Annotated in this window: 25 protein-coding genes; 10 read left to right on the forward strand and 15 right to left on the reverse strand. The window is 59.5% G+C overall.

Annotated features, from left to right (window positions below; all coding sequences use genetic code 11):
• Positions 1-65 precede the first annotated feature (65 nt).
• Positions 66-869 (forward strand): TSUP family transporter, encoded by an 804-nt coding sequence (locus AC5I5B_RS07950; RefSeq protein ID WP_003502879.1) that lies wholly within the window; start codon positions 66-68, stop codon positions 867-869.
• 56 nt (positions 870-925) lie between these two features.
• Here the strand turns inward: AC5I5B_RS07950 and AC5I5B_RS07955 are convergent, their stop codons facing one another.
• From AC5I5B_RS07955 to hemN, 8 genes are all read right to left on the reverse strand, one after another.
• On the reverse strand, positions 926-1,621 hold the full coding sequence (locus AC5I5B_RS07955; RefSeq protein WP_003502880.1) for a nitrogen regulation protein NR(II): 696 nt from the start codon (positions 1,619-1,621) through the stop codon (positions 926-928).
• A gap of 278 nt (positions 1,622-1,899) precedes the next feature.
• Complete coding sequence (locus tag AC5I5B_RS07960; protein ID WP_003502881.1) at positions 1,900-2,829, reverse strand: lipid A biosynthesis lauroyl acyltransferase; 930 nt, start codon at positions 2,827-2,829, stop codon at positions 1,900-1,902.
• Between the two features lie 5 nt (positions 2,830-2,834).
• Positions 2,835-3,863, reverse strand: coding sequence for a zinc-binding dehydrogenase (locus AC5I5B_RS07965; protein WP_020810302.1), 1,029 nt, complete (start codon positions 3,861-3,863; stop codon positions 2,835-2,837).
• 145 nt (positions 3,864-4,008) lie between these two features.
• Complete coding sequence (locus AC5I5B_RS07970) at positions 4,009-5,292, reverse strand: beta-ketoacyl-ACP synthase (protein ID WP_111834432.1); 1,284 nt, start codon at positions 5,290-5,292, stop codon at positions 4,009-4,011.
• 11 nt (positions 5,293-5,303) lie between these two features.
• Positions 5,304-6,500, reverse strand: a complete 1,197-nt coding sequence (locus AC5I5B_RS07975) for a beta-ketoacyl-ACP synthase (RefSeq protein ID WP_107675573.1) — start codon at positions 6,498-6,500, stop codon at positions 5,304-5,306.
• A 208-nt stretch (positions 6,501-6,708) separates the two neighbouring features.
• Positions 6,709-7,188 carry a 3-hydroxyacyl-ACP dehydratase FabZ family protein gene (locus AC5I5B_RS07980; RefSeq protein ID WP_099085397.1) on the reverse strand — a complete coding sequence of 160 codons (480 nt, stop codon included), beginning with the start codon at positions 7,186-7,188 and terminating at the stop codon, positions 6,709-6,711.
• 89 nt (positions 7,189-7,277) lie between these two features.
• A complete protein-coding gene (locus AC5I5B_RS07985) occupies positions 7,278-7,562 on the reverse strand; it encodes an acyl carrier protein (protein ID WP_003495848.1) in 285 nt (94 codons plus the stop codon).
• 114 nt (positions 7,563-7,676) lie between these two features.
• The gene (hemN, locus tag AC5I5B_RS07990; RefSeq protein ID WP_111834433.1) at positions 7,677-9,026 is read right to left on the reverse strand and encodes an oxygen-independent coproporphyrinogen III oxidase; all 1,350 of its coding nucleotides are present in this window, start codon (positions 9,024-9,026) and stop codon (positions 7,677-7,679) included.
• A gap of 212 nt (positions 9,027-9,238) precedes the next feature.
• Here hemN and fnrN point away from each other — a divergent pair, with 212 nt between their 5' ends.
• Positions 9,239-9,964: a transcriptional regulator FnrN gene (gene fnrN, locus AC5I5B_RS07995; protein ID WP_111834434.1), complete on the forward strand. Its 726-nt coding sequence runs from the start codon at positions 9,239-9,241 to the stop codon at positions 9,962-9,964.
• Positions 9,965-10,372: 408 nt separating this feature from the next.
• Here fnrN and AC5I5B_RS08000 read toward each other — a convergent pair whose 3' ends face one another.
• Positions 10,373-10,798 carry a hypothetical protein gene (locus AC5I5B_RS08000; protein ID WP_223567027.1) on the reverse strand — a complete coding sequence of 142 codons (426 nt, stop codon included), beginning with the start codon at positions 10,796-10,798 and terminating at the stop codon, positions 10,373-10,375.
• A 138-nt stretch (positions 10,799-10,936) separates the two neighbouring features.
• Between AC5I5B_RS08000 and AC5I5B_RS08005 the strand changes: the two genes are divergently transcribed.
• From AC5I5B_RS08005 to AC5I5B_RS08030, 6 genes are all read left to right on the forward strand, one after another.
• Entirely contained in the window at positions 10,937-12,796 is a 1,860-nt protein-coding gene (locus AC5I5B_RS08005) for a PHA/PHB synthase family protein (protein WP_060725784.1), read from the forward strand.
• A 33-nt stretch (positions 12,797-12,829) separates the two neighbouring features.
• Complete coding sequence (gene sfsA / locus AC5I5B_RS08010; RefSeq protein WP_111784453.1) at positions 12,830-13,549, forward strand: DNA/RNA nuclease SfsA; 720 nt, start codon at positions 12,830-12,832, stop codon at positions 13,547-13,549.
• A gap of 31 nt (positions 13,550-13,580) precedes the next feature.
• Positions 13,581-14,420, forward strand: coding sequence for a type I methionyl aminopeptidase (gene map, locus AC5I5B_RS08015; RefSeq protein WP_065115772.1), 840 nt, complete (start codon positions 13,581-13,583; stop codon positions 14,418-14,420).
• 13 nt (positions 14,421-14,433) lie between these two features.
• Positions 14,434-15,276, forward strand: a complete 843-nt coding sequence (gene radC / locus AC5I5B_RS08020; protein WP_003502909.1) for a RadC family protein — start codon at positions 14,434-14,436, stop codon at positions 15,274-15,276.
• 137 nt (positions 15,277-15,413) lie between these two features.
• The gene (locus tag AC5I5B_RS08025; RefSeq protein WP_020012601.1) at positions 15,414-15,836 is read left to right on the forward strand and encodes a TadE/TadG family type IV pilus assembly protein; all 423 of its coding nucleotides are present in this window, start codon (positions 15,414-15,416) and stop codon (positions 15,834-15,836) included.
• 1 nt (position 15,837) lies between these two features.
• Entirely contained in the window at positions 15,838-17,577 is a 1,740-nt protein-coding gene (locus AC5I5B_RS08030; RefSeq protein WP_111780761.1) for a TadG family pilus assembly protein, read from the forward strand.
• A 66-nt stretch (positions 17,578-17,643) separates the two neighbouring features.
• Here AC5I5B_RS08030 and AC5I5B_RS08035 read toward each other — a convergent pair whose 3' ends face one another.
• A complete protein-coding gene (locus AC5I5B_RS08035; protein ID WP_003502915.1) occupies positions 17,644-19,020 on the reverse strand; it encodes a class II 3-deoxy-7-phosphoheptulonate synthase in 1,377 nt (458 codons plus the stop codon).
• A gap of 201 nt (positions 19,021-19,221) precedes the next feature.
• Positions 19,222-19,407, reverse strand: coding sequence for a hypothetical protein (locus tag AC5I5B_RS08040; protein WP_003502917.1), 186 nt, complete (start codon positions 19,405-19,407; stop codon positions 19,222-19,224).
• Positions 19,408-19,551: 144 nt separating this feature from the next.
• On the opposite strand from AC5I5B_RS08040, the gene AC5I5B_RS08045 reads away from it, so the two are divergent.
• Positions 19,552-20,412 (forward strand): LysR family transcriptional regulator, encoded by an 861-nt coding sequence (locus AC5I5B_RS08045; RefSeq protein ID WP_111834436.1) that lies wholly within the window; start codon positions 19,552-19,554, stop codon positions 20,410-20,412.
• 41 nt (positions 20,413-20,453) lie between these two features.
• Here AC5I5B_RS08045 and gor read toward each other — a convergent pair whose 3' ends face one another.
• The 3 genes from gor to rpiA all read right to left on the reverse strand — a co-directional run bounded on the left by gor (position 20,454) and on the right by rpiA (position 23,289).
• The gene (gene gor / locus AC5I5B_RS08050) at positions 20,454-21,842 is read right to left on the reverse strand and encodes a glutathione-disulfide reductase (RefSeq protein ID WP_080866155.1); all 1,389 of its coding nucleotides are present in this window, start codon (positions 21,840-21,842) and stop codon (positions 20,454-20,456) included.
• Between the two features lie 168 nt (positions 21,843-22,010).
• On the reverse strand, positions 22,011-22,577 hold the full coding sequence (locus AC5I5B_RS08055) for a DUF2059 domain-containing protein (RefSeq protein WP_003502923.1): 567 nt from the start codon (positions 22,575-22,577) through the stop codon (positions 22,011-22,013).
• A gap of 16 nt (positions 22,578-22,593) precedes the next feature.
• Complete coding sequence (rpiA, locus tag AC5I5B_RS08060; protein WP_080825029.1) at positions 22,594-23,289, reverse strand: ribose-5-phosphate isomerase RpiA; 696 nt, start codon at positions 23,287-23,289, stop codon at positions 22,594-22,596.
• A gap of 190 nt (positions 23,290-23,479) precedes the next feature.
• On the opposite strand from rpiA, the gene gph reads away from it, so the two are divergent.
• Positions 23,480-24,181, forward strand: a complete 702-nt coding sequence (gene gph, locus AC5I5B_RS08065; protein WP_087744075.1) for a phosphoglycolate phosphatase — start codon at positions 23,480-23,482, stop codon at positions 24,179-24,181.
• A 312-nt stretch (positions 24,182-24,493) separates the two neighbouring features.
• Here gph and AC5I5B_RS08070 read toward each other — a convergent pair whose 3' ends face one another.
• Positions 24,494-26,398, reverse strand: coding sequence for a L,D-transpeptidase family protein (locus tag AC5I5B_RS08070; protein WP_236775483.1), 1,905 nt, complete (start codon positions 26,396-26,398; stop codon positions 24,494-24,496).
• Positions 26,399-26,530: the final 132 nt, after the last annotated feature.

The raw sequence follows: 26,530 nt of genomic DNA on the forward strand, positions 1-26,530 counted from the left end.
AGATTGCGCCGTGGCCCTTTCGGTGAAAGAAGAAGCCCTCTCCTTCGCCTGCCCGGACATTCCCAGTGCAAGACATCGCCCTCAACGTTTTTATCGTTCTCTTCTGCGTCGCCATCTTTGCCGGATTTATCGATTCCATCGCCGGTGGTGGCGGCCTCATCGTCATTCCCGCAATGATGATCATGGGCATCGCCCCACTCGATACGCTCGGCACGAACAAGCTGCAGGCGCAGTTCGGTTCCGCCTCTGCGACCCTTGCCTATGCCAGACGCGGCCATGTGAATCTCAAAGAACAATTGCCGATGGCGCTGATGGCCATGGCCGGCGGGATGCTCGGCGCGCTGACAGCCGCCTTCGTGCCGGCCGATCTCATGCGCGCCATCATGCCGTTCCTGTTGATTGCGATCGCGCTTTATTTTGCCTTCAAGCCGCAGCTCAGCGATGTCGACAGCCACCGCCGCATCACGCCCTTCGTGTTCGGGCTTGCGGTCGCGCCGCTGATCGGTTTTTACGACGGTGTTTTCGGCCCTGGCGCTGGGTCCTTCTACATGCTGGCCTTTGTGGGTCTTGCCGGTTTCGGAATGCTGAAGGCGACCGCCCACACGAAGCTTCTCAACCTCGGTTCGAATTTCGGCGGCTTTCTCGTCTTTGCAATGGGTGGCGCGGTTTTGTGGAAGCTCGGCCTGGCCATGGGGGTCGGCCAGTTCATCGGCGCGCAGATCGGATCCCGTTTCGCGATGAAAAACGGCGCAAAGATCATCCGCCCGCTGCTCGTCCTGTCATGCCTTGCCATGGCGACGAAGCTTCTTGTCGACGCATCGTCCGCCTGGTCGATCGCCACTGTCTGGGAAACCATATTCCCGAAATAAGGGATGGTGGAGCGCCTTTTCCCGTCATTCCGACAATGGGAAGGCGCCCTGCTGCCTCAGCCAGCGGCGCGGCGACGGCGATCGGCGATTTCGCGGATCACCACCATCGCACCTACGAGCTTGTAGGCGGACGAGTAGCACGGCGACATTTCCAGCGACTTGACGACCGTGCGGCCATTCTGATCTTCCGCATAGGTATATTTCGACGTATCGCCCTTGAAGCAATTGTCGAGCTTTTCCCTGAGATTGTTCTGGAACCGGTGAACGCCGACAAGTTCGGCGATATGGCAGCCGACAAGCCCTTCCGGGGCATTGCGCTGAAATGCATCGAGAGCATTGGCGAAGGAAACGCGGTAGCCAGGGGAAACGATCACCACCGGCTCGTCGAGATCGTTGAGCATATCCTCATCGAGGATCAGATGGCGGTGATGCCACTCCAGAGTGTCTTCGTCCTCGTCACCGACGACCTTCGCCTTTGACGGCATGCCGACGTAGCGATCGACAAGGGTGCGAAGAAGCTCGGAGTTGCGCTGCACGCAGCCAAGGTCTTCCGCCTCGTGGTTAAGGAGATCGATGGCAAAACGGAACTGCTCGCGGATATCTTCGGAGTTTTCTGTCTTGCGTCCGACAACCCGCTCGAGGAGCTGTTCCAGTTCACGTTCCAGCACGGCAATCTTGTCGGCTTCGTTTTTACCAACGGCAGATTGCAGTTCCGTATAACGCAGCCAGAACAACTCAATCAAATCTTTCAACCCAACTCTCCCTGAACGGGCATAACCCCGCTACCTATGCGAACGGATTAAGCCTTTATCCCCTGATTGTAGCGTCTTTGCGCTTAAAAATGACGTAACGAAACGCAGGAACGCCGCGAGGATTGTTGTTCAAAATATCACAGCAGCCGCTAATTTTTCAATTTCGATAATCCATGAACGAAAAATGAGGTTCCGCAAATATGGAAAAGTACCGAAACGCACGATTTTCCCGTCGAATTTCGTGAGAATCACCGAAAATCTGGCCGCACACGATCCCGTCAAATCTGATGCTTCACGTCCCAGCGGTCGTGATACCACAGCCATTGTCCGGGGTATTCGCGCACCCAGCTTTCCACCTTGTCGTTCAGAAGCTGCGCCGTCGCCTGAATATCGACATTGCCCTTCTCATCGCGCGGAATTTCAACCCTGGGCTCTATTTCCAGCCTGTAGCGATTATCCGGAAGACGCACGCAGCGGGCAGGATAAACATCGCAGTTGAACTGCCGCACCAGCTTGGCGAGAAGCGGATTGGTGCGAACCTCAAGGCCGAAAAATTTCGTCGTCAGCCCCTTGCCGAATTTCTGGTCGACGAGCACGCCCACGCCGCCACCCTTTTCCAGCTGTCGCGCCAGCGCGAAGGAAGAGCCGGCATGCGAGGGCACGAGATTACCCATGCGCTCCTTGCGGAAATTGAAAACCTTGTCAGCCACGAAGGGATTGTTGGGCGGCCGGAACAACACCGTCACATCGAGACCAAAAGCCGAGCCGGCAACCGGCAGCAGCTCGAAATTGCCGCTATGGGCGGTAAAGACGATGAAGGGTCGTGGATTGTCGCGCAGTTCGAGGAAGGTCGAGGTGCCCTCGACCTCGATGCGGCCCGGCTCGTTCTTTTCCGGATCGAAATCGAACAGCCGGTCGAGAAACACATATTCCGCCGCAAGCCGGCCCATATTGGCCCAGCTATCCATGGCGATCGCAAGCCGCTCTTCCTCTGACTTCTCCGGAAAGGCGCGTGCCAGATTATAAAGCATCAGCTTGTGGCGACCAGTCTTCGGCCCCACCCAGCGCGCCAGCCGGTCGGCGGCGCGAATGCCCGCATCGGCGGGGAAGAGCTTCAGCAGGTTGAGAAGGCCGAAGGCGAATGTCGCGATCAGCCACTGCCGGAAGTGGTCCAGTTTCAGGACGATCCGTGTCAGGAAAAGCTTCAAGACGGTCAATCCATCCGCAGAACGATTTTACCGAACACCTGACGCGTCTCCATACGTTCCAGCGCCCGGTCGATATCGTCGAAGGTGACTTCGGTGTCGATAACAGGATGCACGATGCCACGCGCCATCTTCTGCATGGCGTTGGCCATGTTTTCCATGCGGCAGCCGAACGAGCCGAGCAGCTTCAGCTGCTGCTGGAACAGCATCATCAGGTTGATATCGGTGGAGACACCAGACGTAGAACCGCAGGTGACGAGACGGCCGCCGCGCTTCAGCGAGAACATCGAGCCCGCCCAGGTGTCCTTGCCAACATGTTCGAATACAACGTCGACGCCCTTCTTTTTCGTCAGCTTGCGCACGACGCCTTCAAAACGGTCGGTCCGGTAGTTGATGACGTGGTCGGCGCCCAGAGCCTTCGCCCGTTCGATCTTGTCGTCGGAGCCGACGGTGGTGATGACGGTGCAGCCCATCTTCTTGGCAAGCTGGATCGCCGCTGTGCCGATGCCGGAACCGCCGGCATGCACGAGGATCGTCTCACCGGATTCGAGCTTGGCATTGTCGAACAGCATGTGCTCGACCGTGCCAAAGGTGACAGGCGCAAGGGCAGCCGCAACGGCATCGATGCCATGCGGCGCGGGCACGAGCTGACGGGCGGGAATATTGATCTTTTCCTGGGCAAAACCATCGAGATGGAAACCGTGAACGCCCTGCACATGTTCGCACAGATTGTCACGGCCTTCGCGGCAGGGTTTGCACAGCCCGCAGGTGCGCGCGCCATAGATTGCGACGAGCTGGCCGGGCAGCACGTTCGACACGCCCGGACCGATGGCTTCGACCACGCCGGAGGCTTCCGCACCGATGGTGAGCGGCATCTTGCGCTTGGCGAAAGCCATGCCGCGCCAGCCCCACACATCGATGTGGTTGAGCGCAACCGCCTTGACGCGCAGCGTCACCTCGCCCGGTGCCGGAGCATCCGGTTCGGGCAGGTCCACTTTTTCGAGCTTCCGGTCGTCCACGAGTTGAAGAGCGCGCATATATCAGTCCTTCGCCCGAGGGCGTTTATCTAAAGGGCTATTCCAGCAAACCTCTGTAACGGTTTTGCGGCCGGAATGCGTAATCAAAGAAGCGAGAGCGTTTTCGCAATTCAAGCGAAAACGCTCCTGTTAGTGGTGAAACCGGTCAGGCCGGTTCCCGCGTCATGACAAGGCTTGCATTCTGCCCGCCAAATCCGAAGGAGTTGGACAGAACCGCGCTCACCTGAGCATCCCGCTTCACATTCGGCACCACGTCGAGCGTGATGGTCGGATCGGGATTGTTGTAGTTGATTGTCGGCGGCAGGGTGCCGGTCAGCATGGTCTGCAGCGAAAACACCGCTTCCACAGCGCCTGCGGCGGTCAAGGTATGGCCGATCATCGACTTGTTGGACGACAGCGGGATATTCTTCAGGCCCTCGCCGAAGACGGCAAGCATGGAGCCATATTCCATCTTGTCGTTTTCCGGCGTCGAGGTGCCGTGGGCGTTGATATAACCGATATCGCTTTCGGCCACGCCCGCATCGGCAAGTGCCGCGCGGATCGTCGCGATCGCCGGGCCGCCATCGGGCGAAGAGCGTGTGCGGTGGAAGCTGTCGGCCTTTTCGCCGGCGCCCTTGATGATGCCGAGAACCTTGGCACCGCGTGCAACGGCGGCTTCGAGCGATTCCAGCACCAGCGTCGCCGCACCTTCGGCGATCACGAAACCGTCGCGGTCCTTGCTGAATGGCTTGGAGGCCTTTTCCGGCGGATCGTTCTGGGTCGAAAGCGCCGACAGCAAAGAGAAGCGGATCAGCGCTTCGGCGCTGACCGAACCGTCTGTCGCAACCGTCAGCGCCCGCTCGGTGCGGCCCTGGCGGATTGCTTCGACACCAAGCTGGATCGCGGTCGCGCCGGATGCACAGGCGGTCGAAAGCGTGACCGGCAGGCCGCGCGTGCCAAAACGGTTGGAAAGACGCTCGGAAATCGCGCCGAAAAGTGCTGCTTCCTGGAATGCCGGATCGGGACGCTGGCGGAAAGCCGTCAGGAACCGCTCATAGGCGTCACCCGGCTGGGCGGCCGGCGGCGACCGGTCGGCAAGCTCGAAACGGGCGCTCCATTCCGGCTCGATTGGCGGTGCTGCAAGAAACAGCGGACCGTCGAAATCACCTGATATACCGGCCTGCGCCAGAGCCTCGATGGTGGTCTCACGCGCAAAAGCATAGGAACGCTCGACCGAATTCGGAACCGGGATATCGATGAAATCCACCGTGCCGCTGATCCGCGTCGAAAGCCCCTCGGTCGGGAAACGGGTGATCTTGTGGATGCCCGATTTGCCTGATGTCAGCGCCGCCCAGTTATCGGCGAGCCCCTGCCCGAGCGACGTGATGATGCCCATGCCGGTCACGGCAACGATGGGACGACCGAGATGATCCTTGAAGTTGGAAGTCATGGTCTTTCTCCTCACACGTCACGGGACAGAACGGCGACACCTTCGCCGCGCACATGGCCGACGGTGGTGACGACGGCTTCGCTGGCCGCCTCGCCCATGGGTTTTTCCTCGGCCGCGTCGAAAGCCGGCACCTTCGCGCCGCTTTCAAGGGTCAGCGCCGCGAGCGCCAGCCCAAGCGGGAACTGCGCTTCCAGCCCGTGGCCGGTGATACCGCCGAAACCGCGGATGACAGCATTTGGCAGAGCCTTTTCGAGAATGTCCTTCTCGCGGGCCGTCACACCGTCATAACCGCTTGCGCCGGAGAAGATGACAGTGGCTGCGCCGTCCTTGGCAGGGGCAAGCAGACGCTCCATGCGCTTTTCCATCTTGCCTTCGTCACGGCTGCCGCGATCACCCTCGATGGCGTCGATGCGGGCATAGATGCGCGCGCCACGCTCGCTGGCGTGCTTGCGCGATTCCAGCACAAGGAACGCACCGAGAGAACCGGAAACCATGCCGCCGCCGTCCTGGTCACCACGCGACCAGAGCGGCTGCCAGCCGCCCTGCGCATGTGCACCGATGGCTTCAAACAGCAGGATCATGTCGGGACGTTCCGCAGAGAAAGCACCGCCCACCAGCGCGTGGCTCGATTCGCCGGAGCGAATGCGGTGGAATGCGGTTTCGACGGCGGAAATGCCCGCCGCTTCCTCGCCCATGAAAGTGCGGGAAGACCCGGTAACCTTGTGCACGATGGAGATGTTGCCGGCCATCAGGTTGGAAAGCTGGGCGAGAAACAGCGTCGGGCGCAGTTCCGTCGTCAGCTTCTCGTTGAGCAGCTTTTCGCGGTCATTGCGCTTCAGCGCCTCGTCGACGATCAGCGTATCGACATTGATGTCGCGCTCACCACCACCGGCGGCAACGATCATGTCCATTGTGGCGCAGGCTTCGGCATTTTCCTTCAGCCCGGCATCATCGAGCGCCAGACCGGCGGCAAAAACGCCAAGCCGCTGCCAGTTTTCCATCTGGCGCTGGTCGCCGCGCTTCGCAATCTGCGCGGACCAGTCGATCTCAGGCATGGGATGGACCGGATAGGGTTTGAATTTTTCGGTCTCGACAATCGTCGCCGGCGCGGCGGTTCCAGAAAGAAGCGCCACATGCGCCTGGCTGCCAACGCCGTGACAGGTCACGATGCCGACCCCTGTTATCACCACATCATTGTCAGATTTCATCGTCTGTCATCCTTTGCAGCCGGCCCCGCAGAAACGGTCACGGCTATCCACAGCGGTTGCGAACAACCACTTCATGCGTTGCGGAATAAAGCGCGCGATGCGGATTGGCAATGGTGAAGGCCCGATCCGCCGTCGCGAGCCCACGAATTTCGTGCGTCAAAACCGGGCCGACGGGAAAAACGCTCTCCTTCGAAACGGGTGGAAACGCTTATTTCTGCGCATCCGCGGCAATCGCCGCCATCAGGCCGACTTCTTCCGCCCGCTTCTTGACGATAGGCCCGAGCGGAATTTCGCTGAACGGCATGGTGCGCAATTTAAGCTGCGCGTCGCAGACCTTCTTGCCGTCCGAGGTGATTTTCGCCTTGGTGACGGCAAAACCGGAACCGTCATGCTCCAGCACGGCCTCGATGTCGAGAACCGCGCCCGGCTCCACGAAGGTGCGCATCTTGGCGCCGTCGACCGACATCAGGAACGGCATGGACGCAAAATCGCTGAAGGCCAGAACCAGCATGCCGGAAGCCTGCGCCATGGTTTCGATCAGCAGCACACCCGGAACCAGCGGCATGCCGGGGAAGTGACCTTCGAATACCGGGCTCTGGTCGGGAACGATCGACTGCGCCTTCAACGTGCGCGTCGCCATGTCCACGGCCTCGACCTTGTCGATCATCTGAAAATATTCAAGCAGCATCTGTCCGGCCCGTCTCTGGTCGGTTGCGACCCGCCTTTAAAGGCTGGGTCCAGAAAGAAAAATGCCCGCCTGAAGCGGGCATCGTTGCTTCAGCCCTTGGCTGCGCGCAATTCATCGATCTTGGCGCAGAGGTTCTTCAGCACGAAATATTCTTCGGTGGAAACCTTGCCTTCGTTGACTTCCTGCGTCCACTGCTCGAGCGGAATCTTGATGCCGAATTCCTTGTCGATCGCAAAAACGATATCAAGAAAGTCGAGGCTGTCGATGCCCAGATCGTCGATCGTGTGGCTCTCCGGCGTAATGGTTTCGCGGTCGATTTCGCTGGTTTCGGCGATAATGTCGGCAACCTTGTCGAATGTAGCTGTCACGCCCATAATCCTTATTGTCGTTCGTATGAATTATCCTGTCTGACGCACCACATAGGCAAGTCGCACAAAAAAGCCAATGGTTTCGTGACGTAACTTTGTAATTTGCCCCAAAACTGTTGCCTAAACAGCAACCGAATGACGGCCGCGTCCGTTACCGAGATAGGTGTCGAAGATTGCCGCGATGTTACGCACGAACGGCTTTCCAGCCTCCGTCACGGCAAAAATATCGGCATCCAGACGCACCACGCCATCCCTGTCGCCTGCGGCGAACAGCTGTGCCTGATTCCTCACGGAATGGCTCACCTTACCGAAACGGTGCTGCAATTCCGAAAGATCGATCGAAAAATCGCACATCAGCCGTTCAATGACATGCGAGCGCAGATGATCCTCCTCCGACAGTTCAATGCCCTTGACGACGGCAAGACCGCCCTCGCCCGCCATGCGCTGATATTCCCCCGTCGCCACCATGTTCTGCACATAACCCTGCGGCAGCCTGCCGATCGACGATGCACCAAGCCCGATCAGCGCATCGGCGGTGTCGGTCGTGTAGCCCTGGAAATTCCGTCGCAGCGCGCCGGCTTCTGCGGTCTGGCATAATGTATCGGTCGGCTTGGCGAAATGGTCGATGCCGATCGCCTTGTAGCCTGCCTGTTTCAGCATCTCGCCCGCCATCGTCATCTGGCGGTAGCGCTCGGCAATATCCGGAAGCGCGTGTTCGGGGATCAGCGACTGGTGTTTTTTCATCCAGGGAACATGGGCATAACCGAAAAGCGCGATGCGATCGGGATCGAGCGACACGATCTGGTTGACGGTCCTTTCCAATGTCTCACAGGTCTGGAACGGCAGCCCATAGAGGATGTCGCAGTTGACCGAATGCACGCCCCTCGCCCGAACGGCATCCACGACGGATTTCGTCTGTTCGAAGGACTGGATGCGGTTGATGGTTTTTTGCACTTTGTCATCGAAGTCCTGAACGCCGAGGCTCGCCCGCGACATGCCGATGGCGGCAAGCGCATCATAGCGGCTGTCGTCCAGATCATTGGGATCCATCTCGACGCTGATTTCAGGTGCGAGCCCGAAGGTGAAGTGACGCCGCAGACAGTCCATCAGGCTCTGCATGTCCTCCGGCTTCAGCATGGTGGGCGAACCGCCGCCGAAATGAACAGCACTCACCACCGCATCAGGCGAAACAAGCGCGCCAACCGCCGCAATCTCCTGCTTAAGTGCTTCAAGATAAACTGCAATCGGCTCGTATTTCAGCGTGTGCTTGGTGTGACAGGCGCAGAACCAGCACAGCCGGTCGCAATAGGGAATATGCAGATAAAGCGATATGCGATTCCGGTAGCCAAGCGCGCCGAGCCAGCCGCGATAAGTGCCATTATCGATTCCCTCGTGGAAATGCGGCGCGGTCGGATAGCTCGTGTAACGCGGCACTGCACCCGAATATTTGTGAAGAAGTTCGGTATTCATCACCCGATTTGCCTTTTATCAAGAAAATGTCGATTTCCTCTCTTTCAGTAACGGCTGCGACAGTTTGCAACTTTGACTTCAATCAAATTGCGCCATAAGTTCTTGCTAAAGTAGACGCGGGGACGACGGCTACATGGCGCAAGCCTTCAAAGAGACCGTATTTGATACCCACGGTCGCAATCGTCCCGAAAAGCCAGCATTGGAAAAGGCTTATGGACACGCTGCAGAAGACCATCCACAATTCGGAAGAGCCCGTTGTTTGCCGCTCCTGCGAGGCGCGTCACGGCGGTCTTTGCAGCACGCTGACACCACAGCAGCTCTGCGATCTCAACCGCCATTCCAGCCGCAAAAAGCTGGAAGCCGGCAACGAGCTTCTCGGCCAGGGCGAACTCGTCACCTCCTATGGCAATATCCTGAAGGGCGTGGTGAAGCTGTCGAAAATGATGTCGGATGGCCGTCAGCAGATCGTCGGCCTGCAATTCGCACCGGATTTCCTCGGCCGTCCGTTCCTGGCGGAAAGCAAGATGACGGCGGAAGCCGCAACCGATGTGGAGATTTGTCTCTTTCCGCGCCGCGTTGTCGACCGCATGGTGTCCGAAGTGCCTGACATGGAACGCAAGCTTCACAACCAGTCCCTGAAGGAACTGGACGAGGCGCGTGACTGGATGCTGACGCTGGGTCGCAAATCGGCACAGGAAAAGGTTGCCAGCTTCCTTTATATGATCGCCACCCATATCGACCCGGAAAACGACGACAAATCCTGTTTCGACTTGCCGCTTTCACGCGCCGACATCGCCGATTTCCTTGGCCTCACCATCGAAACGGTTAGCCGGCAAATGACAAAGCTGCGCAAGGAAGCCATTATCCGCATCGAAAACAACCGTCACATCACGGTGCCTGATCTCGACGTGCTGAGCGAAGCCGCCGGCAACGACTGACGGAATTTGCCCTCTCACTGCCCCTGAAGTGCAGGTGTCCCGAAATTGATGTGCGGCGCCCGCGCCTGTGCGGGTGCGAGCGCAAAACCGGCAAGAACCAGCAAAGCGGCGATGCATTTCATGATATTTCACCCCGTGCCCCGCTTTTTCAGCGGCCTGTTTGTTATGGCTGCATCATAGCGGCAAACCTCATCCATCCGCTTAACATCTTGGGTAAGCGGATGGTTCAAAGGCAGGGTAAAGAAGGGGTTACAAGCTCGGCATCGCCGCATGTTTCTTCTCTCCGCCAGAGAGAAGAAACAAAGCACACCCGCTCGCTCCATAGGGAATCGACCGTTTGGGGGGCATGTCTTGTCAACAAAGATGGTCTGGCCAGTCTCTGAAACCGCGCAAATACGCGGCATGATCTCACTGCGAGGCTGCAGGCGTCGCAACCGGCTTCTGGTTTTCGGCAAGCGCCCGCAGCTCGGCCACCCGGCGCTTGTATTCGGCTTCCGAAATCTGGCCGTTGCGCCGTGCCGCACCGAGGCGCGACAGGCTCGATTCCATGGTGGAGGCCTCATCCTCACCCATCTGGGTGCCCGCGGCCGTCAGCGGCTGCGAAAAGGTCGGATAGGTGCCGGTATCGCGCTTCTGGCTCACCGCATTGTCGCTGACGGGGCGCGGACCGACGATTTCAGTCGTCGGACGGCGCATATGGGCGGGCGCAACGATCGGCTCCGGTGCCTTGCAGGCTGCAAGCGCGGTGACGAGCAAGGTGCCAGAGAGCGAAAGAACAGCGATTCTCGCGGCGTTTTCCGCATATGTTCCCCATGTGCCCATGTGCTTGCCCATCGTCATGTTCCGCCTGTAAGGATATCGCCGATATCGAATTCGACTGCGGTTCGGCCCTTTGCGGCCTCCCCTTGCTGGTGGAACTTGTATTCGTTTTCATGCAGAATGTGCAAACACAAATTTGGTGGAGGATGGCGCATGGCAGGTGTTGACGGCGGGGCAGAGAAAAAGGGTGGAAAAACGCCCGGTTTCGACGCTACTTCCGCCGAAGCCTACCTGATCCGCGACCCGGAAACCTTCGCGATCAATATCGCCCGCGCGCTCGAGAATCTCGGCAAGGCCGCCTCCGAATGGCTGGCGCCGCGCGAACGCGGCGAAATCCCCCAGGCAAGCGCTGATCCCGTGACCGATCTGGTCAAGACGCTCTCCGATGTCGCCGAATACTGGATGGCCGAACCGAAGCGCTCGCTCGAAGCGCAGACCCATCTGCTTTCCAGCTATTACGATCTTTGGGCTAAATCGGTGGCGCAGTTTTCCGACGACGCCGATTCGGCTTCTGAAAAACCCGCCGAAAGCGGTCCTGCCGAACGCAGGAGCAGGCGTTTTGCCGATGCCGACTGGCAGGCCAATCCCTTCTTCGATTTTCTCCTGAAAGCCTACCAGACCACCGTCGGTTTTGCCGACCGGATGGTGACGGAAGCCGAAGGCCTTGACGAACATACCCGCACCAAGGCGCTGTTCTATATGCGGCAGGTAACGGAGGCGCTTTCACCGGCCAATTTCGTCTTCACCAATCCACAGGTCTTCCGCGAGACGGTGGCTTCCAGCGGCGCCAATCTCGTCAAGGGCATGGCGCAGCTGGCGGAAGATGTCGCAGCCGGCAATGGCCACCTGAAACTGCGCCAGACCGATTACAGCAAATTCGTCATCGGCCAGAATATCGCCGTCACGCCGGGCAAGGTGGTGGCGAAAAGCCCGCTCTGCGAAATCATCCATTATGCGCCGACGACGCAGAAGGCCTTCAAGCGGCCGCTGCTGATCGTGCCGCCATGGATCAACAAATTCTACATTCTCGATCTCAACCCACAGAAATCCTTCGTCGGCTGGTGCCTTGAGCAGGGCCACAGCGTGTTCATGGTCTCCTGGATCAATCCGGATGCCCGTCTGGCCGAGAAGGGCTGGGACGATTACATCCGCGAAGGCATCGATTTTGCGCTTGATACCATCGAGGAGCGGACCGGTGAGAGGCAAATCAACGCCATAGGTTATTGCGTCGGCGGTACGCTTTTATCCTCGGCGCTGGCGCTGCATGCGCAGGAAGGCGATGAACGCATCCGTAGCGCCACGCTGCTGGCCGCCCAGACCGATTTCATCCATGCCGGCGACCTCAAGGTCTTCATTGACGAAGGCCAGCTGGCGGCGCTGGACAAGCACATGCAGGCGGTCGGTTATCTCGACGGCTCGATCATGGCGACCGTCTTCAACATGCTGCGCGCCTCCGATCTCATCTGGCCCTATGTGGTCGATAATTACCTGCGCGGCACCGAGCCCCTGCCCTTCGACCTGCTCTACTGGAACTCCGATTCGACCCGGGTGACCGCCGCCAGCCACTCGTTTTATCTGCGCAATTGTTATCTCGAGAACAATCTCGCGCGTGGACTGATGCGCGTTGCCGGCAAACGGATCAATCTCGGCGATATCAATATCCCTGTCTACGATCTCGCCACCCGCGACGACCATATCGCGCCGGCGAAATCGGTCTTCACGGGCGCTGCGTTGTTTGGCGGGCCGGTGGAATTCGTGCTCGGCGCTTCCGGCCACATTGCCGGCGTCGTCAACCCGCCGCAGCTTGAGAAATACCAATATTGGACGGGGCCGTCACCAGCTGGGGACTTCGACGCCTGGCAGGCCGCCGCCACGGCCCATAAGGGCTCGTGGTGGGTGCACTGGCAGAGCTGGATCGAAAACCAGAGTGCCGAAAAGGTGAAGGCGCGAAAACCGGGAGATGGCAGGCGTCCGGTGCTCGGCGATGCGCCGGGAACCTATGTCCTGTCCTGATCACGCCCGCTACCTCTTAATCTTTCAGGCCCCATGTTCTTCACGCCCCCGCTTATTCCCGCAACGTTGATCTCCCGCTACAAGCGTTTCCTGTTCGATGCCGTTCTGGAAGACGGCACGACGATCACGGGCTCCTGCCCCAATACCGGCTCCATGCGCGGGCTGACGACACCGGGCTCCCGCATCTGGCTTTCCGAACACGACAGCCCCACCCGCAAATACCGTCACATGCTGGAAATGGTCGAGGCCGATGGCACCGTGGTCGGCATCAATACCGGCATGCCGAACCGGCTGGCGGAAGAGGCGATCCTGAACGGCCGCATTCCTGAGCTTGACGGCTATTCGACGATCCGGCGCGAACAGAAATACGGCCGCAATTCCCGCATCGATTTCCTGCTGTCGGAACCCGGCCGGCCGGATGCCTATGTGGAAGTGAAGAACGTGCATTTCATGCGCGAAAAAGGTCTGGCCGAATTCCCTGACACCGCCACCAAACGCGGCGCGAAACATCTCGAAGAACTGGGTGACGCAGCGGAAGCTGGTTACCGTACGGTGATGCTCTATCTCATCCAGCGCGATGATTGCGACCGGATGCGTATCTGCGACGATCTCGATCCCGTCTATGCGCTGGCGTTTCAGCGGGCGATGGCGCGCGGCGTGGAGGCCTATGCGGTGAAATGCACGGTCTCCCCGGCACAAATTTCAGTCAGCGGAACGGTTAAGATGGACGAATGGCGTCCGGCTGTTTTATGAACAGGGACGTAAAGAGACAGAAAGCACTATGATGGTCACCTATATCGACGCAGCCTCCGCCCCCCTCAAGAATACCGGCGTCATCCGCCTTTATACGCCTGAGGATTTTGATGGCATGCGCAAGGCCTGCCAGCTGACGGCGCGTTGCCTCGATGAACTGGCAGCCATCGTCAAGCCGGGTGTGACGACTGACGCCATCGACCGCTTCGTCTTCGAATTCGGCGCCGACCATGGCGCGCTGCCGGCGACGCTGAATTATCGTGGTTATACGAAATCCGTCTGCACCTCGATCAACCACGTGGTCTGCCACGGCATTCCGGATGAGAAGCCGCTGCGCGAAGGCGATATCGTCAATATCGACGTGACCTATGTGCTTGACGGCTGGCATGGCGATTCGAGCCGCATGTATCCGGTCGGCCAGATCAAGCGCGCTGCCGAGCGGCTGATGGAAGTGACCTATGAATGCCTGCTGCGCGGTATTGCGGCCGTAAAGCCCGGCGTACGCACCGGCGCGATCGGCGCTGCGATCCAGGCCTATGCGGAAGCGGAACGCTGCTCCGTGGTGCGTGATTTCTGCGGCCATGGCGTCGGACGCCTGTTCCATGACACACCCAACATCCTGCACTACGGCCGCCCCGATGAAGGCCCGGAAATCCGCGAGGGCATGATCTTCACCATCGAGCCGATGATCAATCTCGGCAAACCGCATGTGAAGGTGCTTTCGGACGGCTGGACCGCGGTGACGCGTGACCGTTCCCTTTCCGCCCAATATGAACATGCCGTTGGTGTCACGGCCACCGGCTGCGAAATCTTCACGCTGTCACCGGGTGGTTTTGATCGTCCGGGCCTGCCGCCGCTTCCCCCCGCATAAGGCCAGACCGCCTATGGCAAAACGCCCCGCCTCGCCTTCCGCCGATCTTTCCACGACGTCAGGCTTTGAGGCGGGCGAAGGCGATCTCTTTGAAGGGGCGGATGAGCGCGGCTTTTTTGCAGAACCGCGAAATGCGCCCAGGAAACCCGAGCGGGCCGCAGCCATCTCAGAACAGGAAGCGGATGCGGCCCATTATCACGGTCACCGCGACAGGCTGCGGGCGCGTTACCGCGATGGCGGCGATGCAGCGCTTGCCGATTACGAGTTGCTGGAGCTTCTGCTGTTCCGGCTGATCCCGCGGCGCGATACCAAACCCATCGCCAAGGCCCTCCTTGCCCGGTTCGGAACCCTTGGCGGCGTTCTCGGTGCTCCTCTGGCCTTGCTGCAGGAAGTGAAGGGCGTGGGCGAAGCCGTGGCGCTTGATCTGAAGCTTGTCGCCTCCGTTTCCCAGCGCATGCTGAAAAGCGAAATCCGCAACAAGCAGGTTCTCGGCTCCTGGTCGTCGGTCATCGATTATTGCCATGCCGCCATGGCCCACGAGACGCGGGAACAGTTCCGCATCCTCTTCCTCGACAAGCGCAACGTCCTGATCGCCGACGAGGTACAGGGTCAGGGAACCGTGGACCACACGCCGGTCTACCCGCGCGAAATCGTGCGGCGCGCGCTTGAACTATCCTCTACTGCATTGATTTTAATCCATAATCACCCGAGTGGAGACCCCACCCCTTCGCGAGCGGATATCGAGATGACCAAAACCATCATCGATACGGCAAAGCCGCTCGGCATCGCCGTTCACGACCATATCATCATCGGCAAGGATGGCCACGCCAGCTTCAAGGGCCTTCGGCTGATCTGAAGCAAACGCGAAAGTTTAACGCGAGCTGCAACCCATAGAGGCGGCATCAATACAAAATTAACACCTATAAATTAGCATTTCCGAAAATAATAAATCAAGGCATCGAACCTTGATGCCTGAAGGAACGGGGGTGCTTTATGTTTAATGGAGTGCGTTTCTTTCGCGATAGATCCGGCTCGTCTGCTGTCGAGTTCGCCATCGTCGCACCGATATTCTTTCTCGTCCTGCTCACGATGATCGCCTACGGCATTTATCTGATGGCCGCCTATTCGGTGCAGCAGATCGCCGCCGATGCGGCAAGAACGGCCGTTGCCGGACTGAACACCACCGAACGCCAGCAGCTTGCCCGCGATTTCGTCAGCAAAAGCGATCTCAGCTACGCCTTCATGGACAAGACGCGTTTCACCGTCAACGTCGCCACCGATCCCGCCAATGCCAACCAGTTCACGGTCAAGGTCGAATATGACGCCCGCAACCTGCCGATCTGGAGCCTCTACAGCTACACCCTGCCCGAGCCGGTCATCCGGCGTTTTTCCACCATCCGGATCGGAGGAGCATGACATGCGAGATATCCATTCCCTGCTCCCCCGCTTCCTTAGGGATAGAACGGGCAACATCGCCATCTCGGCGGGGCTCACCGCACCGCTCTTCATCGGCATATTGGCGCTCGGTGTCGATTACGGTTACCTGACATTACAGAAACGGCAATTGCAGCAGACCGCCGACCTCGCCGCCATCTCGGCGGCAGCCAACGCCACCGATGCCGAAAAAGCGGTTCAGCAATATTTTGCCCTCAACGGCATGGATCTCGGCGTCCGGACGGCCCAGGGCATTTTGACCGCCAAGGGGCTCCAGCCCTTCGATCCCCTGAATGAATTCGCCAGCAGCAAGGGTTATGCCGAAGTCATCAAGGGTCACTATGAGCCGGATGCGACGGTCCCTGTCGGCCAGCGTTTTGTCGATAACGCCCTGCCCACCAATGCGATAAAAGTGAACATCGTCGAACAGGGGCAGATATTCTTCGCCTCCGCCTTCACCAAGCCGCCAAAGGTTTCGGCGGTCGGAACGGCCTCATCCCAGAAGATCGCGGCATTTTCGGTGGGATCGCGGCTCGCCAGCCTCGATGAGGGAATTCTCAACAGCCTTCTCGGCGGCCTGCTTGGCACCACGGTGTCGTTGAAGCTGATGGATTATCAGGCGCTTCTCGCCGCCGATGTCAACGCACTGAAGATCGTCGAGGCGCTGGCCATTGATCTCAACCTCACCGCCGGCACCTACAAGGATGTTCTGAAGACCGAAATCAGCTACGGCAAATTCCTCGACGTGCTGACGAAAACAACGGGATTGCAGCCGGCGGTCGTCAACATTCTGAATACGCTGCAAAAAACCGTCAACAAGAGCAACGTCAAGATAAAGCTGGAGGAAATCCTCAATCTCGGCCCGTTCTCGGACAAGCTGATCGGTACGGGTGAAAACCTCAAGGTCACCGCCGGTGTCTTCGATCTCATCAATGCCGCAGCGGTAGCCGGCAATGGCGGCAATCAGCTGGGCCTCAATCTCAACGCCAATCTTCTCGGTCTCGCCTCGGTCAAGGCAACGCTTGCCATCGGTGAACCGCCGGTCGAAACGCCGTCGCTTGCCGTCGGAGGTCAGGGCACCGTGGTGCGCACCGCACAGACCCGGCTTGCGGTCAATGTCGTGGTTGACGGGCTTCAGGCCATAGCAGGCCTCAAGGTCAATCTTCCGCTCTATGTGGAAGTCGCCCATGCCGAAGCGCGGCTTGCCGATATTCGCTGCACGGGCGGCGGACAGGGAACCGTCGATGTCGAGGTCGTTCCCGGCGTTGCGGAAATCGCTCTTGGCAATGTCGATACCACGGCCTTTGCCAATTTCGGCAAGGATCCGCGCGTCACCAAGGCGGCGATCGTGGATTCGGCGCTGCTCTCCATCAATGGCAGCGCCCTCATCAACGCCACCAACATGACCAAGACCAAGCTGACCTTCACTCAGTCCGATATTACCCAGGCCAAGATCAAGAGTGTCTCCACCAAGGACACCGTTACCACTCTTGTCAGTTCACTGCTGAAGAACCTTAATCTGGATATCAGGCTTCTCTTCCTCAACCTTGATCTCGGAGGTCTGGCGGGCATTCAGGCGGCGCTTGCCAACACGCTTGCGGTGGTCACAGCCCCCGTCGATCAGCTGCTCTATAACGTGCTGCTGGTTCTCGGCGTCAAGATCGGCGAAGCCGATGTGCGGGTCACGGATGTCCGCTGCCAGCAACCAGCGCTGGTGCAATAGTTCAGCACCGCACACGAAAAAGCCGCCGGAAGGTCTCCCGGCGGCTTTTTTGTTTATTTCGTTAGATCAGGCGTTGGCAATCGCCAGACGCTTCTCGTCGCGGCCGCTCTTCATGCGCTCGGACAGCAGGAACGCCAGCTCCAGCGCCTGATCGGCGTTGAGGCGCGGGTCGCAATGGGTGTGGTAACGGTCGGACAGCGAATCCGCCGTCACGGCGCGCGCACCACCCGTGCATTCCGTCACATCCTTGCCGGTCATCTCGATATGGATGCCGCCCGGATGCGTGCCTTCGGCGCGGTGGATCTGGAAGAAGCTTTCGACTTCCGACAGGATCCGCTCGAACGGACGCGTCTTGTAGTGGTTGAGCGTGATCGTGTTGCCATGCATCGGATCGCAGGACCAGACGACCTTGCGGCCTTCTTTTTCCACCGCACGGATGAGCTTCGGCAGGCTGTCCGCCACCTTGTCGTGGCCGAAACGGCAAATCAGCGTCAGGCGGCCAGCCTCGTTCGCCGGGTTCAGCGCATCGATCAGCTCGATCAGGTTATCGGGCGTCAGCGACGGTCCGCATTTCAAACCGATCGGGTTCTTGATGCCGCGGAAATATTCCACATGCGCATGGTCGAGCTGACGCGTGCGGTCGCCGATCCAGATCATGTGGCCGGACGTGGCGTACCAGTCGCCGGAGGTGGAATCGACGCGGGTCAACGCCTCTTCGTAACCGAGCAGCAGCGCCTCATGGCTGGTGAAGAAGTCGGTTTCACGCAGGCTCGGATTGCTGTCTGCCGAGATACCTATCGCCTTCATGAAATCCATGGTTTCGGAGATGCGGTCGGCCAGCTTGCGATAACGGTCCGCCTGCGGGCTGTCCTTGATGAAGCCGAGCATCCACTGGTGAACGTTTTCGAGGTTGGCATAGCCACCCATCGCGAAAGCGCGCAGCAGGTTCAGCGTCGCCGCCGACTGGCGGTAGGCGTCGAGCTGACGCTCCGGGTTCGGAATGCGCGAAGCCTCGTTGAATTCGATGCCGTTGATGATGTCGCCACGGTAGGACGGCAGGGAAACGCCATCCTGCACTTCCACGTTGGAAGAGCGCGGCTTGGCGAACTGGCCAGCAATGCGTCCTACCTTCACGACAGGCAGCTGCGCGCCATAGGTCAGCACGACGGCCATCTGCAGGAAAGCGCGGAAGAAGTCGCGGATATTGTCCGCGCCATGCTCGAGGAAGCTTTCGGCGCAATCGCCGCCCTGCAGCAGGAAGGCGTTGCCTTCAGCCACATTGGCAAGCTGCTTTTTCAGGCGACGGGCTTCACCGGCAAAAACGAGCGGCGGATAGGTCGCAAGCGTGGCTTCCGTTGCCGCAAGCGCTGCCGCGTTAGGATATTCGGGAACCTGCTGGATTGGCTTTTGCCGCCAGCTGCCGGGGGTCCAATTCTGTGCCATGTTCTTACCCTTTTCTCGCCCGCGCAACAGCGGCGCGACCGCCTCGAAAAATTGAGCGGCTTATAGCTCCAAGCGCCGAGTTTGCATAGACACTCGTGCACCCGCTCCTCCCTTTCCGACCCTTTTGATGCCGTCTGACGCAGAAAAATCGTTTCAAACGATTAAAATATCACAAGATGGTGTCCGCCTGCTCCCGTGCAATCAAGAAATTCCCCGTTTTGTGCGGATGTATTGGCGCAAGGAAAGAGGCAGATGGAAGAGAAAGACCGCCAGTCGGTCCATGGCAGAGGATGGCCAGGTCTCCCACTCATCATCGCCCCCGCCTTGCCTGCACAGTGCTTCAGTGCGTCTCATCTTTTCCATCAGGAACATGGTTTCCGGCAACATTTTTGTCTCCTTGGTGTGGAGAGACGAGTTAAGCGGACCCGGCGGGAGAGCATAGATGCACGTTTGAAAGACCCGTTTCATACAAAAACGGAGAAAGCGGCCCCTGATGCGCATAAGGTGCTGCGGTGATTTGGAGAAGATGCCGTGAAGGAAGTGGACTGGGACGATCTGAAGCTTTTCGACATTGTTGCGACAGAGGGAGGTTTGGCCGGTGCTGCAGGCAGAGCCGGGCTCAGCGCGCCGACGATTGGCCGAAAAATGCTCCTTTTGGAGCGCAAGATCGGACGAACGCTCTTCATTCGAAGCCAGAACGGATACAGGCTCGCCCCGGATGGCGAGGTCCTGCTCGAAAAGGTTCTGATCATGCGGCAAAGCGCGGCAGAGATCGCGCAATGGCACGGTGAGGCCTTCTCGCTGCCGATTGTTTCGATATCGAGCGACATCTGGATTGCGGGCTTCATAGCGGCCAATACAGCAGCCATCCGGGGCCCATCCGACGCTTTTCGGCTGTGCTGCAAGCAATGCGAGAACGAAGACGAACTGACCTATCGGCGTGGCCTGATTTCGATAAGGCACGACAAGCCAGCCACCGGAAATTTTGCCGTGCGCAAATCGGTCGACGTCGCCTATTGCGCCTATCGCCCGCAGGACAGTTCGGGCGAAGAGTTCACGCAATGGATTTCAATTGGAACCGAGGTGGCGGCGTCCGACGCGGAGAAATGGGTATTCCGTCATCGGGAACCGCTTATCCACACCTGGACGAACGCGCCCTCACTTTTACCGGGCCTTATCCAGAGCGGCGCGGGAAAAGGCGTCCTGCCGTGTTTCGTTGGCGATGCCCTGCCCGGCCTTGTCCGCGATGGCGAGGCGATCGAAGAATTATCCCATCCGCTGTGGATCGTCGTCAACGATGACGACCGGCATGCCGCTGAAATGCGGCTCGCCATAGACCGTCTCGTTGCCCTTTTGAAGAGCAACGAGAGCCTGTTCAGCGGGCGTCGGTGATAATCGGGCGAAAATCAATGATGTGCCGAAGTGGAGGGTGACTAGACCTTTTCGCCGTTCACCACGCGGTAGCTCGGCGAATACATCGTCACCAGTTCCTCGGACGCTGTCGGATGCACCGCCATGGTGCGGTCGAAATCATCCTTGGTGCAGCCGGCTTTCAGCGTGATGCCGAGAAGCTGCGCCATCTCACCCGCCTCATGGCCGAGAATATGGACGCCGACAACCTTGCGGTCGGCAGCATTGACGATCAGCTTCATGATCGTCTTTTCCTGACGGCCGGATAAGGTCGCCTTCATCGGGCGGAACTGTGCGCGATAGACCTCCAGTTCCGGATATTTCCTGCCGGCTTCCTCTTCCGAAAGACCGACCGTGCCGATTTCGGGCTGCGAAAACACCGCCGTCGCGATCAGTTCGTGATCCGGCTTGGTCGGGTTGTTCTTGTATTCGGTTTCGATGAAGCACATGGCCTCGTGGATCGCCACCGGCGTCAGCTGTACCCGGTCGGTGACGTCACCCAGCGCGAAGATGTTCGGCACGTTCGTACGCGAGTAATCATCGACGATGATCGCGCCCCGCGCATCGAGTTTAACCCCGGCATTTTCGAGGCCAAGGCCCTTGGTGTTCGGATCGCGGCCAAGCGCCAGCATCACCAGGCCGACATGCAGCGAGCCGCCCTGCTTCGTGCGCGCCACGAAGCCACCGGCGCCATCCTTGCTGACGTCCTCGATGATGTCTTCCAGAATGATGCGGATGCCCTTGGCCTCCATCGCCTCATGCAGGCCCTTGCGCATGTCGTGATCGAACCGCGAGAGGATTTCCTTACCGCGATAGATCAGTGTCGTTTCGACACCAAGCCCGTGGAAGATATTGGCGAATTCCACGGCGATGTAACCGCCGCCGGCGATCAGGATCGATTTCGGCAGCTCTTCCAGATCGAAAGCCTCGTTGGACGAGATCGTTAGCTCATGGCCGGGCAGCGCCTTGTGCTCGTTCGGCGTGCCGCCGACGGCGATCACGATACGCTCGGCCGTGAACGTCTGGCCGGTTTTCGTGAGCTTCACGGTGTGGGCGTCAACCAGTTCCGCCCGGCTGTCGAAAATGTCCGCCTTGGCGTTTTCAAGACCCTTGCGATAGAGCCCTTCGAGACGGGTGATTTCCTTGTCCTTCGCCGCGATCAGCTTCTTCCAGTCGAAGCTGCGTTCGCCGACGCTCCAGCCAAATCCTTCCGAGTCCTCGAAATGTTCCGGGAATTGCGAGGCGTAGACGAACAGCTTCTTCGGCACGCAGCCGCGGATGACGCAGGTGCCGCCATAGCGGTATTCTTCGGCGATTGCCACGCGCTTGCCGAGCGAGGCCGCTACACGGCCGCTGCGCACGCCGCCAGAACCGCCACCGATGACGAAGAGATCGTAGTCATAAGCTGTCATAGTCAAAACCCCTGATCAAAACCGCCGTCCTCAGCCTCGAGACGGGTGGCGGCGCATTCACGGCACATATAGGTGCTGCGACGCACAAATGAAAAGCCCGGTCTTGCGACCGGGCTTTGAATATTTCTGAACCTGAGCTTTTTGGGCCCAATGCTCTATGTCACGCACTCAGGGCTTGTGAGCCGGAGCGCCGCCCGTATTGGTCTGATCTGCCGGAAGCGGCTTCAGATCGGCGCCAGCTACCTTCTGCAACTCAGCCATGCTGGAGGTGTTCAGATCGCGGTTGACGCCAGCGGCCCAGATGTCGGCGGCCTTCATCAGTTCGCGCGTGGCGATCGGGCCGTCCTTCAGGAGCTTCTTGCCCGCTTCGCTGCTGTAGAAGGTGGAAATGGCGTTCAGCTCTTCAACGGTGAAGGCGCGCGCGTAGGTTAGCGCGGCTTCGCGTTCCAGATCGGCGCGGCGCGGCGCAAGCTCGAGCGCCTTCGCGTCAACGGTCTCGGTGATCGCGTCCTGCACATTCGGTGAGGCCTGAATGAGTTCGGCTTTCAGACGCTCCGCCAGTCCAGGCAGAATGTCGTCGAAACGGTCGGTAACGCCAAGAGAGGTGATAGCCTGCCGTGCGGCAGCGATATGCGCTTCCGAAATTTCCTGAGCGCGTGCGGCAGTACCGAACACGATGCCGGAAATGAGGATCGAAGCAGCGGCAGCTTTGCCCAGTCCCGCTAGTTTGACCATGAAAATCTCGCTCCTGTTATACTGCCTGCATCACGCGGGCGCCTTCAGGACCCGCGATGATGGCAAGCGATGCCAAATTTATGAAAAGTCCGTGCTCGACGACACCGGGAATCGTGTTCAGCTCGCGTGCTAGCGCTTCTGCATCAGGAATACGGCCAAAAGATGCGTCAAGGATGAGGTGTCCACCGTCGGTCATGAAGGCGCCATCGCCGGATGAGCGCATCGTCAACTCGCCCGAAAGGCCGGATCGTGCCGCCAGTTTTTCGATGGCGATGCGCGTTGCCACCTGGCCGAACGGGTTGATTTCGATGGGAAGCGGAAAGGCGCCAAGCGTCTCGACGACCTTGCTCTGGTCGGCGATGACGATCACCCGGGCAGATGCCGCAGCCACGATCTTTTCGCGCAGAAGCGCGCCGCCGCCGCCCTTGACGAGACGCAGCGCATGATCGACCTCGTCAGCGCCATCGATGGTCAGATCGAGTTCCGGCAATTCATCGAGGGATTTCAGCGGCACGCCAAGCTCGACGCACAGGCGCGCGGTGCGCTCGGATGTCGGCACGCCCTCGACCTTGAGACCGGCTGCGACCTTTTCGGCCAGAAGCCGGACAAATTCCTCGGCCGTCGAACCCGTGCCGATACCAAGCCGCATCCCGTCCTGCACGTGGGACAATGCGGCCTCGGCGGCCTTGATCTTCATCTGGCGGGCATCCATGTGCCTGAAACTCCGGTAGCTTTGTCGTCGCCGTGCTGTTTACACGGGTCGAAAGCCAAACGAAAGCCTTTTTCAAGGCAACGAACAGAACGTTGTGACGCGGTTGCAAAGACAGGCCCGTTTGCCTAGGCTTGGCGCAAATGAAAACACCCATATCCCAGCATCCGCATTCTCCAAGAGGCCAGTTCCCGTGACAACCCGCACGCTCTCCCCGCTCGCCATTTTCGATCTCGACGGCACGCTGGTCGATACCGCCGCCGATCTCGTCTCGAGCCTTAACCACACCATCGCTGCAGCCGGGCTTGCCCCCGTTACCTATGACGACCTGACGCATCTCGTCGGCCAGGGCGCTCGGGTGATGATCAAGCGCGCCTTCGCACTGCGCGAGACGGAACTGCCGGAAGCCGAGATCGATCCGCTCTATGAGCGCTTCATCACCCATTACCGCGCCGAAATGCCCGGCGAAAGCCTTCCCTATCCGGGCATCGTCGCGGCTCTGGACGCGCTAAAGGCCGCCGGCATCACGCTTGCCGTCTGCACCAACAAGACCGAAATCCTCGCTGTGCCGCTACTCGAAAAACTCGGCCTCACGCCCTATTTCGCCGCCATCACCTGCGGCGATACCTTTGAGTACCGCAAGCCCGATGCGCGCCACATCCTCGGCACCATCGAAAAGGCCGGCGGTGACACGCAACGCACTGTCATGGTCGGCGACAGCATCAACGACATCCTCGCCGCAAAGAACGCTGGCGTGCCATCGATCGGCGTCACCTTCGGTTATACGGATGTGCCGATGGTGAAACTCGAGCCGGATGTCGTGATCGACGATTTCAATGAATTGACGCCGGCGCTGTTCGAAGAACTGGTTGCTAAGGGTGCGGCTGCGGCCTGAGAGGCTGTGGGCTAGGCGGAAAAAGCGAGGGAGCGGCACACTCAACCACATTGAGGGTTGCGCGCCCCTTCTTCCGTCATGCCGGACTTGATCCGGCATCCAGCCACGGCGCGTTTGCACCGCGAGAAGAGTCTCTCGCGATCAAGGACTTGATCGCGCTGGACCCCGGATCAAGTCCGGGGTGACAGAGTACGGTGTTGCCGTTAACGCCAAATGTAGCAGGCGGACCCTACCACCAAACAAATCGGGAAGGCCTTTCCTTCAAACAAAAAAGCGCCGTCTCCGGCGCTTTTTCTCTTGATGGTATGCTGATCAGATCGACGCGGCCCGCGCCTTCGTCGTCACGGCGAATGCCTTCTGCACATAGCTGTCGCGATCATAGACATCGTCGAAGAATTGCACCTTGCCGTCCTTGTCCGGCCACGCGGTGAAATAGGCCACATAGACAGGAACCTTCTCCGGCACCTGCACGGCCCGGTTCTTGCCGGATGCGATCTGCTCGCCAACCTTGTCGACGCTGGTGCCGAGAACGGCCGCGGCCATGCGGCGCGGATCGACCAGGCGGATACAGCCATGGCTCAGCGCCCGCATGTCGCGGTTGAAGAAGCTCTTGGCCGGCGTGTCATGCATGTAGATGGCATGCGCATTGGGGAACAGGATCTTCAGGTCGCCCAGCGCATTGTCGCTGCTCGGCGGCTGACGAACGGAAATCGCGTTGGTCGAGCCGTACCAGTTGACGCTGGTGGAAGAAACGGCACGGCCGCCCACCTGCACTTCGTAACCCAGCCGGTCAAGATAGGACGGATCACGGCGCAGCTTCGGCAGCATCTCATTGACGATGATCGACTGCGGCACGCCCCAATAGGGGTTGAACTCGACGGTCTGGATCTCATCCTGGAAGAAATAGGTCTGGTTGGCTTTCGAGCCGACCACCACCTTCATGCCGAACTGCTCGAGGCCGTCATTGTGGTAATAGGCCATGAAAGCGGGTTGGTTGATGAAGACGTAACGCTGGCCGAGATCGGCCGGCAGCCAGCGGACCTGCTCCATGGCCACCTGCACCTTGGCGATCTTGGCGTCATTGCTTTCGCCGACCATGGCGCGCACGGTCGCGCGGCCAATCACGCCATCCGGCTTCAGGCCGTTTTCGCTCTGGAACGCCTTCACCAGATCGACGAGATCAGGCGTATAATCCGGCGTCTGCTGATAGGCGGAAATGATCGCCGCATGCTCGGCCTTGAAGGCGGGCGAAGCACGATGTTCGATGGCCTTGACGACATTGGCCATATCCGCGCTGCTGTTGCCGGGCTTCAGCACCAGATCGGCGGGAACGCGCACGACATGTGCCGCATCACCCTCGCCGCGCAGGCGGGCAAGTTCGGTCTTCAACGCAAGATATTCGGCGCTAGACGGTTCGCGGCTGCGCAGATACGCGGCGACATCGGGGCTGAGGCCCGCAAGCTTCAGCACGGGTGCGAGGTTCACCGTCTTGCGCTTGAAATCATGGTAGCCGGAAAGCCGGTTCGGATCGACACGGCCACGGGTCGTATCCTGCACATAGGCAAGAACCTTGGCGGAGAGCGCCAGCTCGAACTGCATCTGCGCCCGCTGATAGGCGTCGGATACGGGTGCCGAGGCCGTTTCGACCGGCGTACCCGTTGCAGTCGTGCCTGCAGCATTGCTGCTGATGCTGGCGGTCACGTCCTTTGCCGGTGCGGAAATGCTGTAATCGGCCGGATCGAGGCCACTTTCGCCCACCGTCTCGAAAAAGGCGATGACGGCATTGGCACGCGCGGTAAGCTCACCTTCCGAAACCCACAGCGTCTTGCCGCCGGCTCCATAATAGGCTTCCAGCGCCTTGGCGATCTCAGGCGTGGCGCTGAACTTCAGATTGGCGAGACCTTCGCCGAAATTCGCGGTGTTTACCGCACGCGCCGCATCCGCCTTGTAGTCGTAATAGCGCGGGCCGGAAACGCGCGGCAAAGGCTCGGGGTCGGAAGCGTCCGCACTCTGTCCTGCGCCCGGTCCAGCGGTCGAGGGCGAGGTGACGATGCCGGCCGGCGGCAATTCACCGCGATCACGCGCGATCTTGCCGGGGCCGCCGCGCAGGAGGTCCATCAGCGTTACCGCCCCGGCGCTGCCGGGAAGAGCGGTGGAAACGGAAAGACCGAGAGCCAGCACCAGCGCTGCCGATGATTTTCCAGATGTGACTTGCAATTTGATCCTCGTAGCACCCAGCACCGCCAGCAAAGGGCGGGCATCAGTTTCATGCCTGTCTAGCCGATCGCCGGCCCGTTGAAAAGAAAACGCCCAAAGCCCACAACCGTGCCGAAATGAACCTTATGATAC

It is taken from the genome of Agrobacterium sp. (assembly GCF_059499945.1).

Coding starts and splice junctions, on each gene's coding strand:
- AC5I5B_RS07965 (WP_020810302.1), bottom strand. CDS start 3,863: ATGCGCGCTCTTCAACTCGTGGACGACCGGAAGCTCGAAAAAGTGGAC.
- AC5I5B_RS07970 (WP_111834432.1), bottom strand. CDS start 5,292: ATGACTTCCAACTTCAAGGATCATCTCGGTCGTCCCATCGTTGCCGTG.
- AC5I5B_RS07975 (WP_107675573.1), bottom strand. CDS start 6,500: ATGAAATCTGACAATGATGTGGTGATAACAGGGGTCGGCATCGTGACC.
- AC5I5B_RS07980 (WP_099085397.1), bottom strand. CDS start 7,188: ATGCTGCTTGAATATTTTCAGATGATCGACAAGGTCGAGGCCGTGGAC.
- AC5I5B_RS07985 (WP_003495848.1), bottom strand. CDS start 7,562: ATGGGCGTGACAGCTACATTCGACAAGGTTGCCGACATTATCGCCGAA.
- hemN (WP_111834433.1), bottom strand. CDS start 9,026: ATGAATACCGAACTTCTTCACAAATATTCGGGTGCAGTGCCGCGTTAC.
- fnrN (WP_111834434.1), top strand. CDS start 9,239: ATGGACACGCTGCAGAAGACCATCCACAATTCGGAAGAGCCCGTTGTT.
- AC5I5B_RS08000 (WP_223567027.1), bottom strand. CDS start 10,798: ATGGGCAAGCACATGGGCACATGGGGAACATATGCGGAAAACGCCGCG.
- AC5I5B_RS08005 (WP_060725784.1), top strand. CDS start 10,937: ATGGCAGGTGTTGACGGCGGGGCAGAGAAAAAGGGTGGAAAAACGCCC.
- sfsA (WP_111784453.1), top strand. CDS start 12,830: ATGTTCTTCACGCCCCCGCTTATTCCCGCAACGTTGATCTCCCGCTAC.
- map (WP_065115772.1), top strand. CDS start 13,581: ATGGTCACCTATATCGACGCAGCCTCCGCCCCCCTCAAGAATACCGGC.
- radC (WP_003502909.1), top strand. CDS start 14,434: ATGGCAAAACGCCCCGCCTCGCCTTCCGCCGATCTTTCCACGACGTCA.
- AC5I5B_RS08025 (WP_020012601.1), top strand. CDS start 15,414: ATGTTTAATGGAGTGCGTTTCTTTCGCGATAGATCCGGCTCGTCTGCT.
- AC5I5B_RS08030 (WP_111780761.1), top strand. CDS start 15,838: ATGCGAGATATCCATTCCCTGCTCCCCCGCTTCCTTAGGGATAGAACG.
- AC5I5B_RS08035 (WP_003502915.1), bottom strand. CDS start 19,020: ATGGCACAGAATTGGACCCCCGGCAGCTGGCGGCAAAAGCCAATCCAG.
- AC5I5B_RS08040 (WP_003502917.1), bottom strand. CDS start 19,407: ATGTTGCCGGAAACCATGTTCCTGATGGAAAAGATGAGACGCACTGAA.
- gor (WP_080866155.1), bottom strand. CDS start 21,842: ATGACAGCTTATGACTACGATCTCTTCGTCATCGGTGGCGGTTCTGGC.
- AC5I5B_RS08055 (WP_003502923.1), bottom strand. CDS start 22,577: ATGGTCAAACTAGCGGGACTGGGCAAAGCTGCCGCTGCTTCGATCCTC.
- rpiA (WP_080825029.1), bottom strand. CDS start 23,289: ATGGATGCCCGCCAGATGAAGATCAAGGCCGCCGAGGCCGCATTGTCC.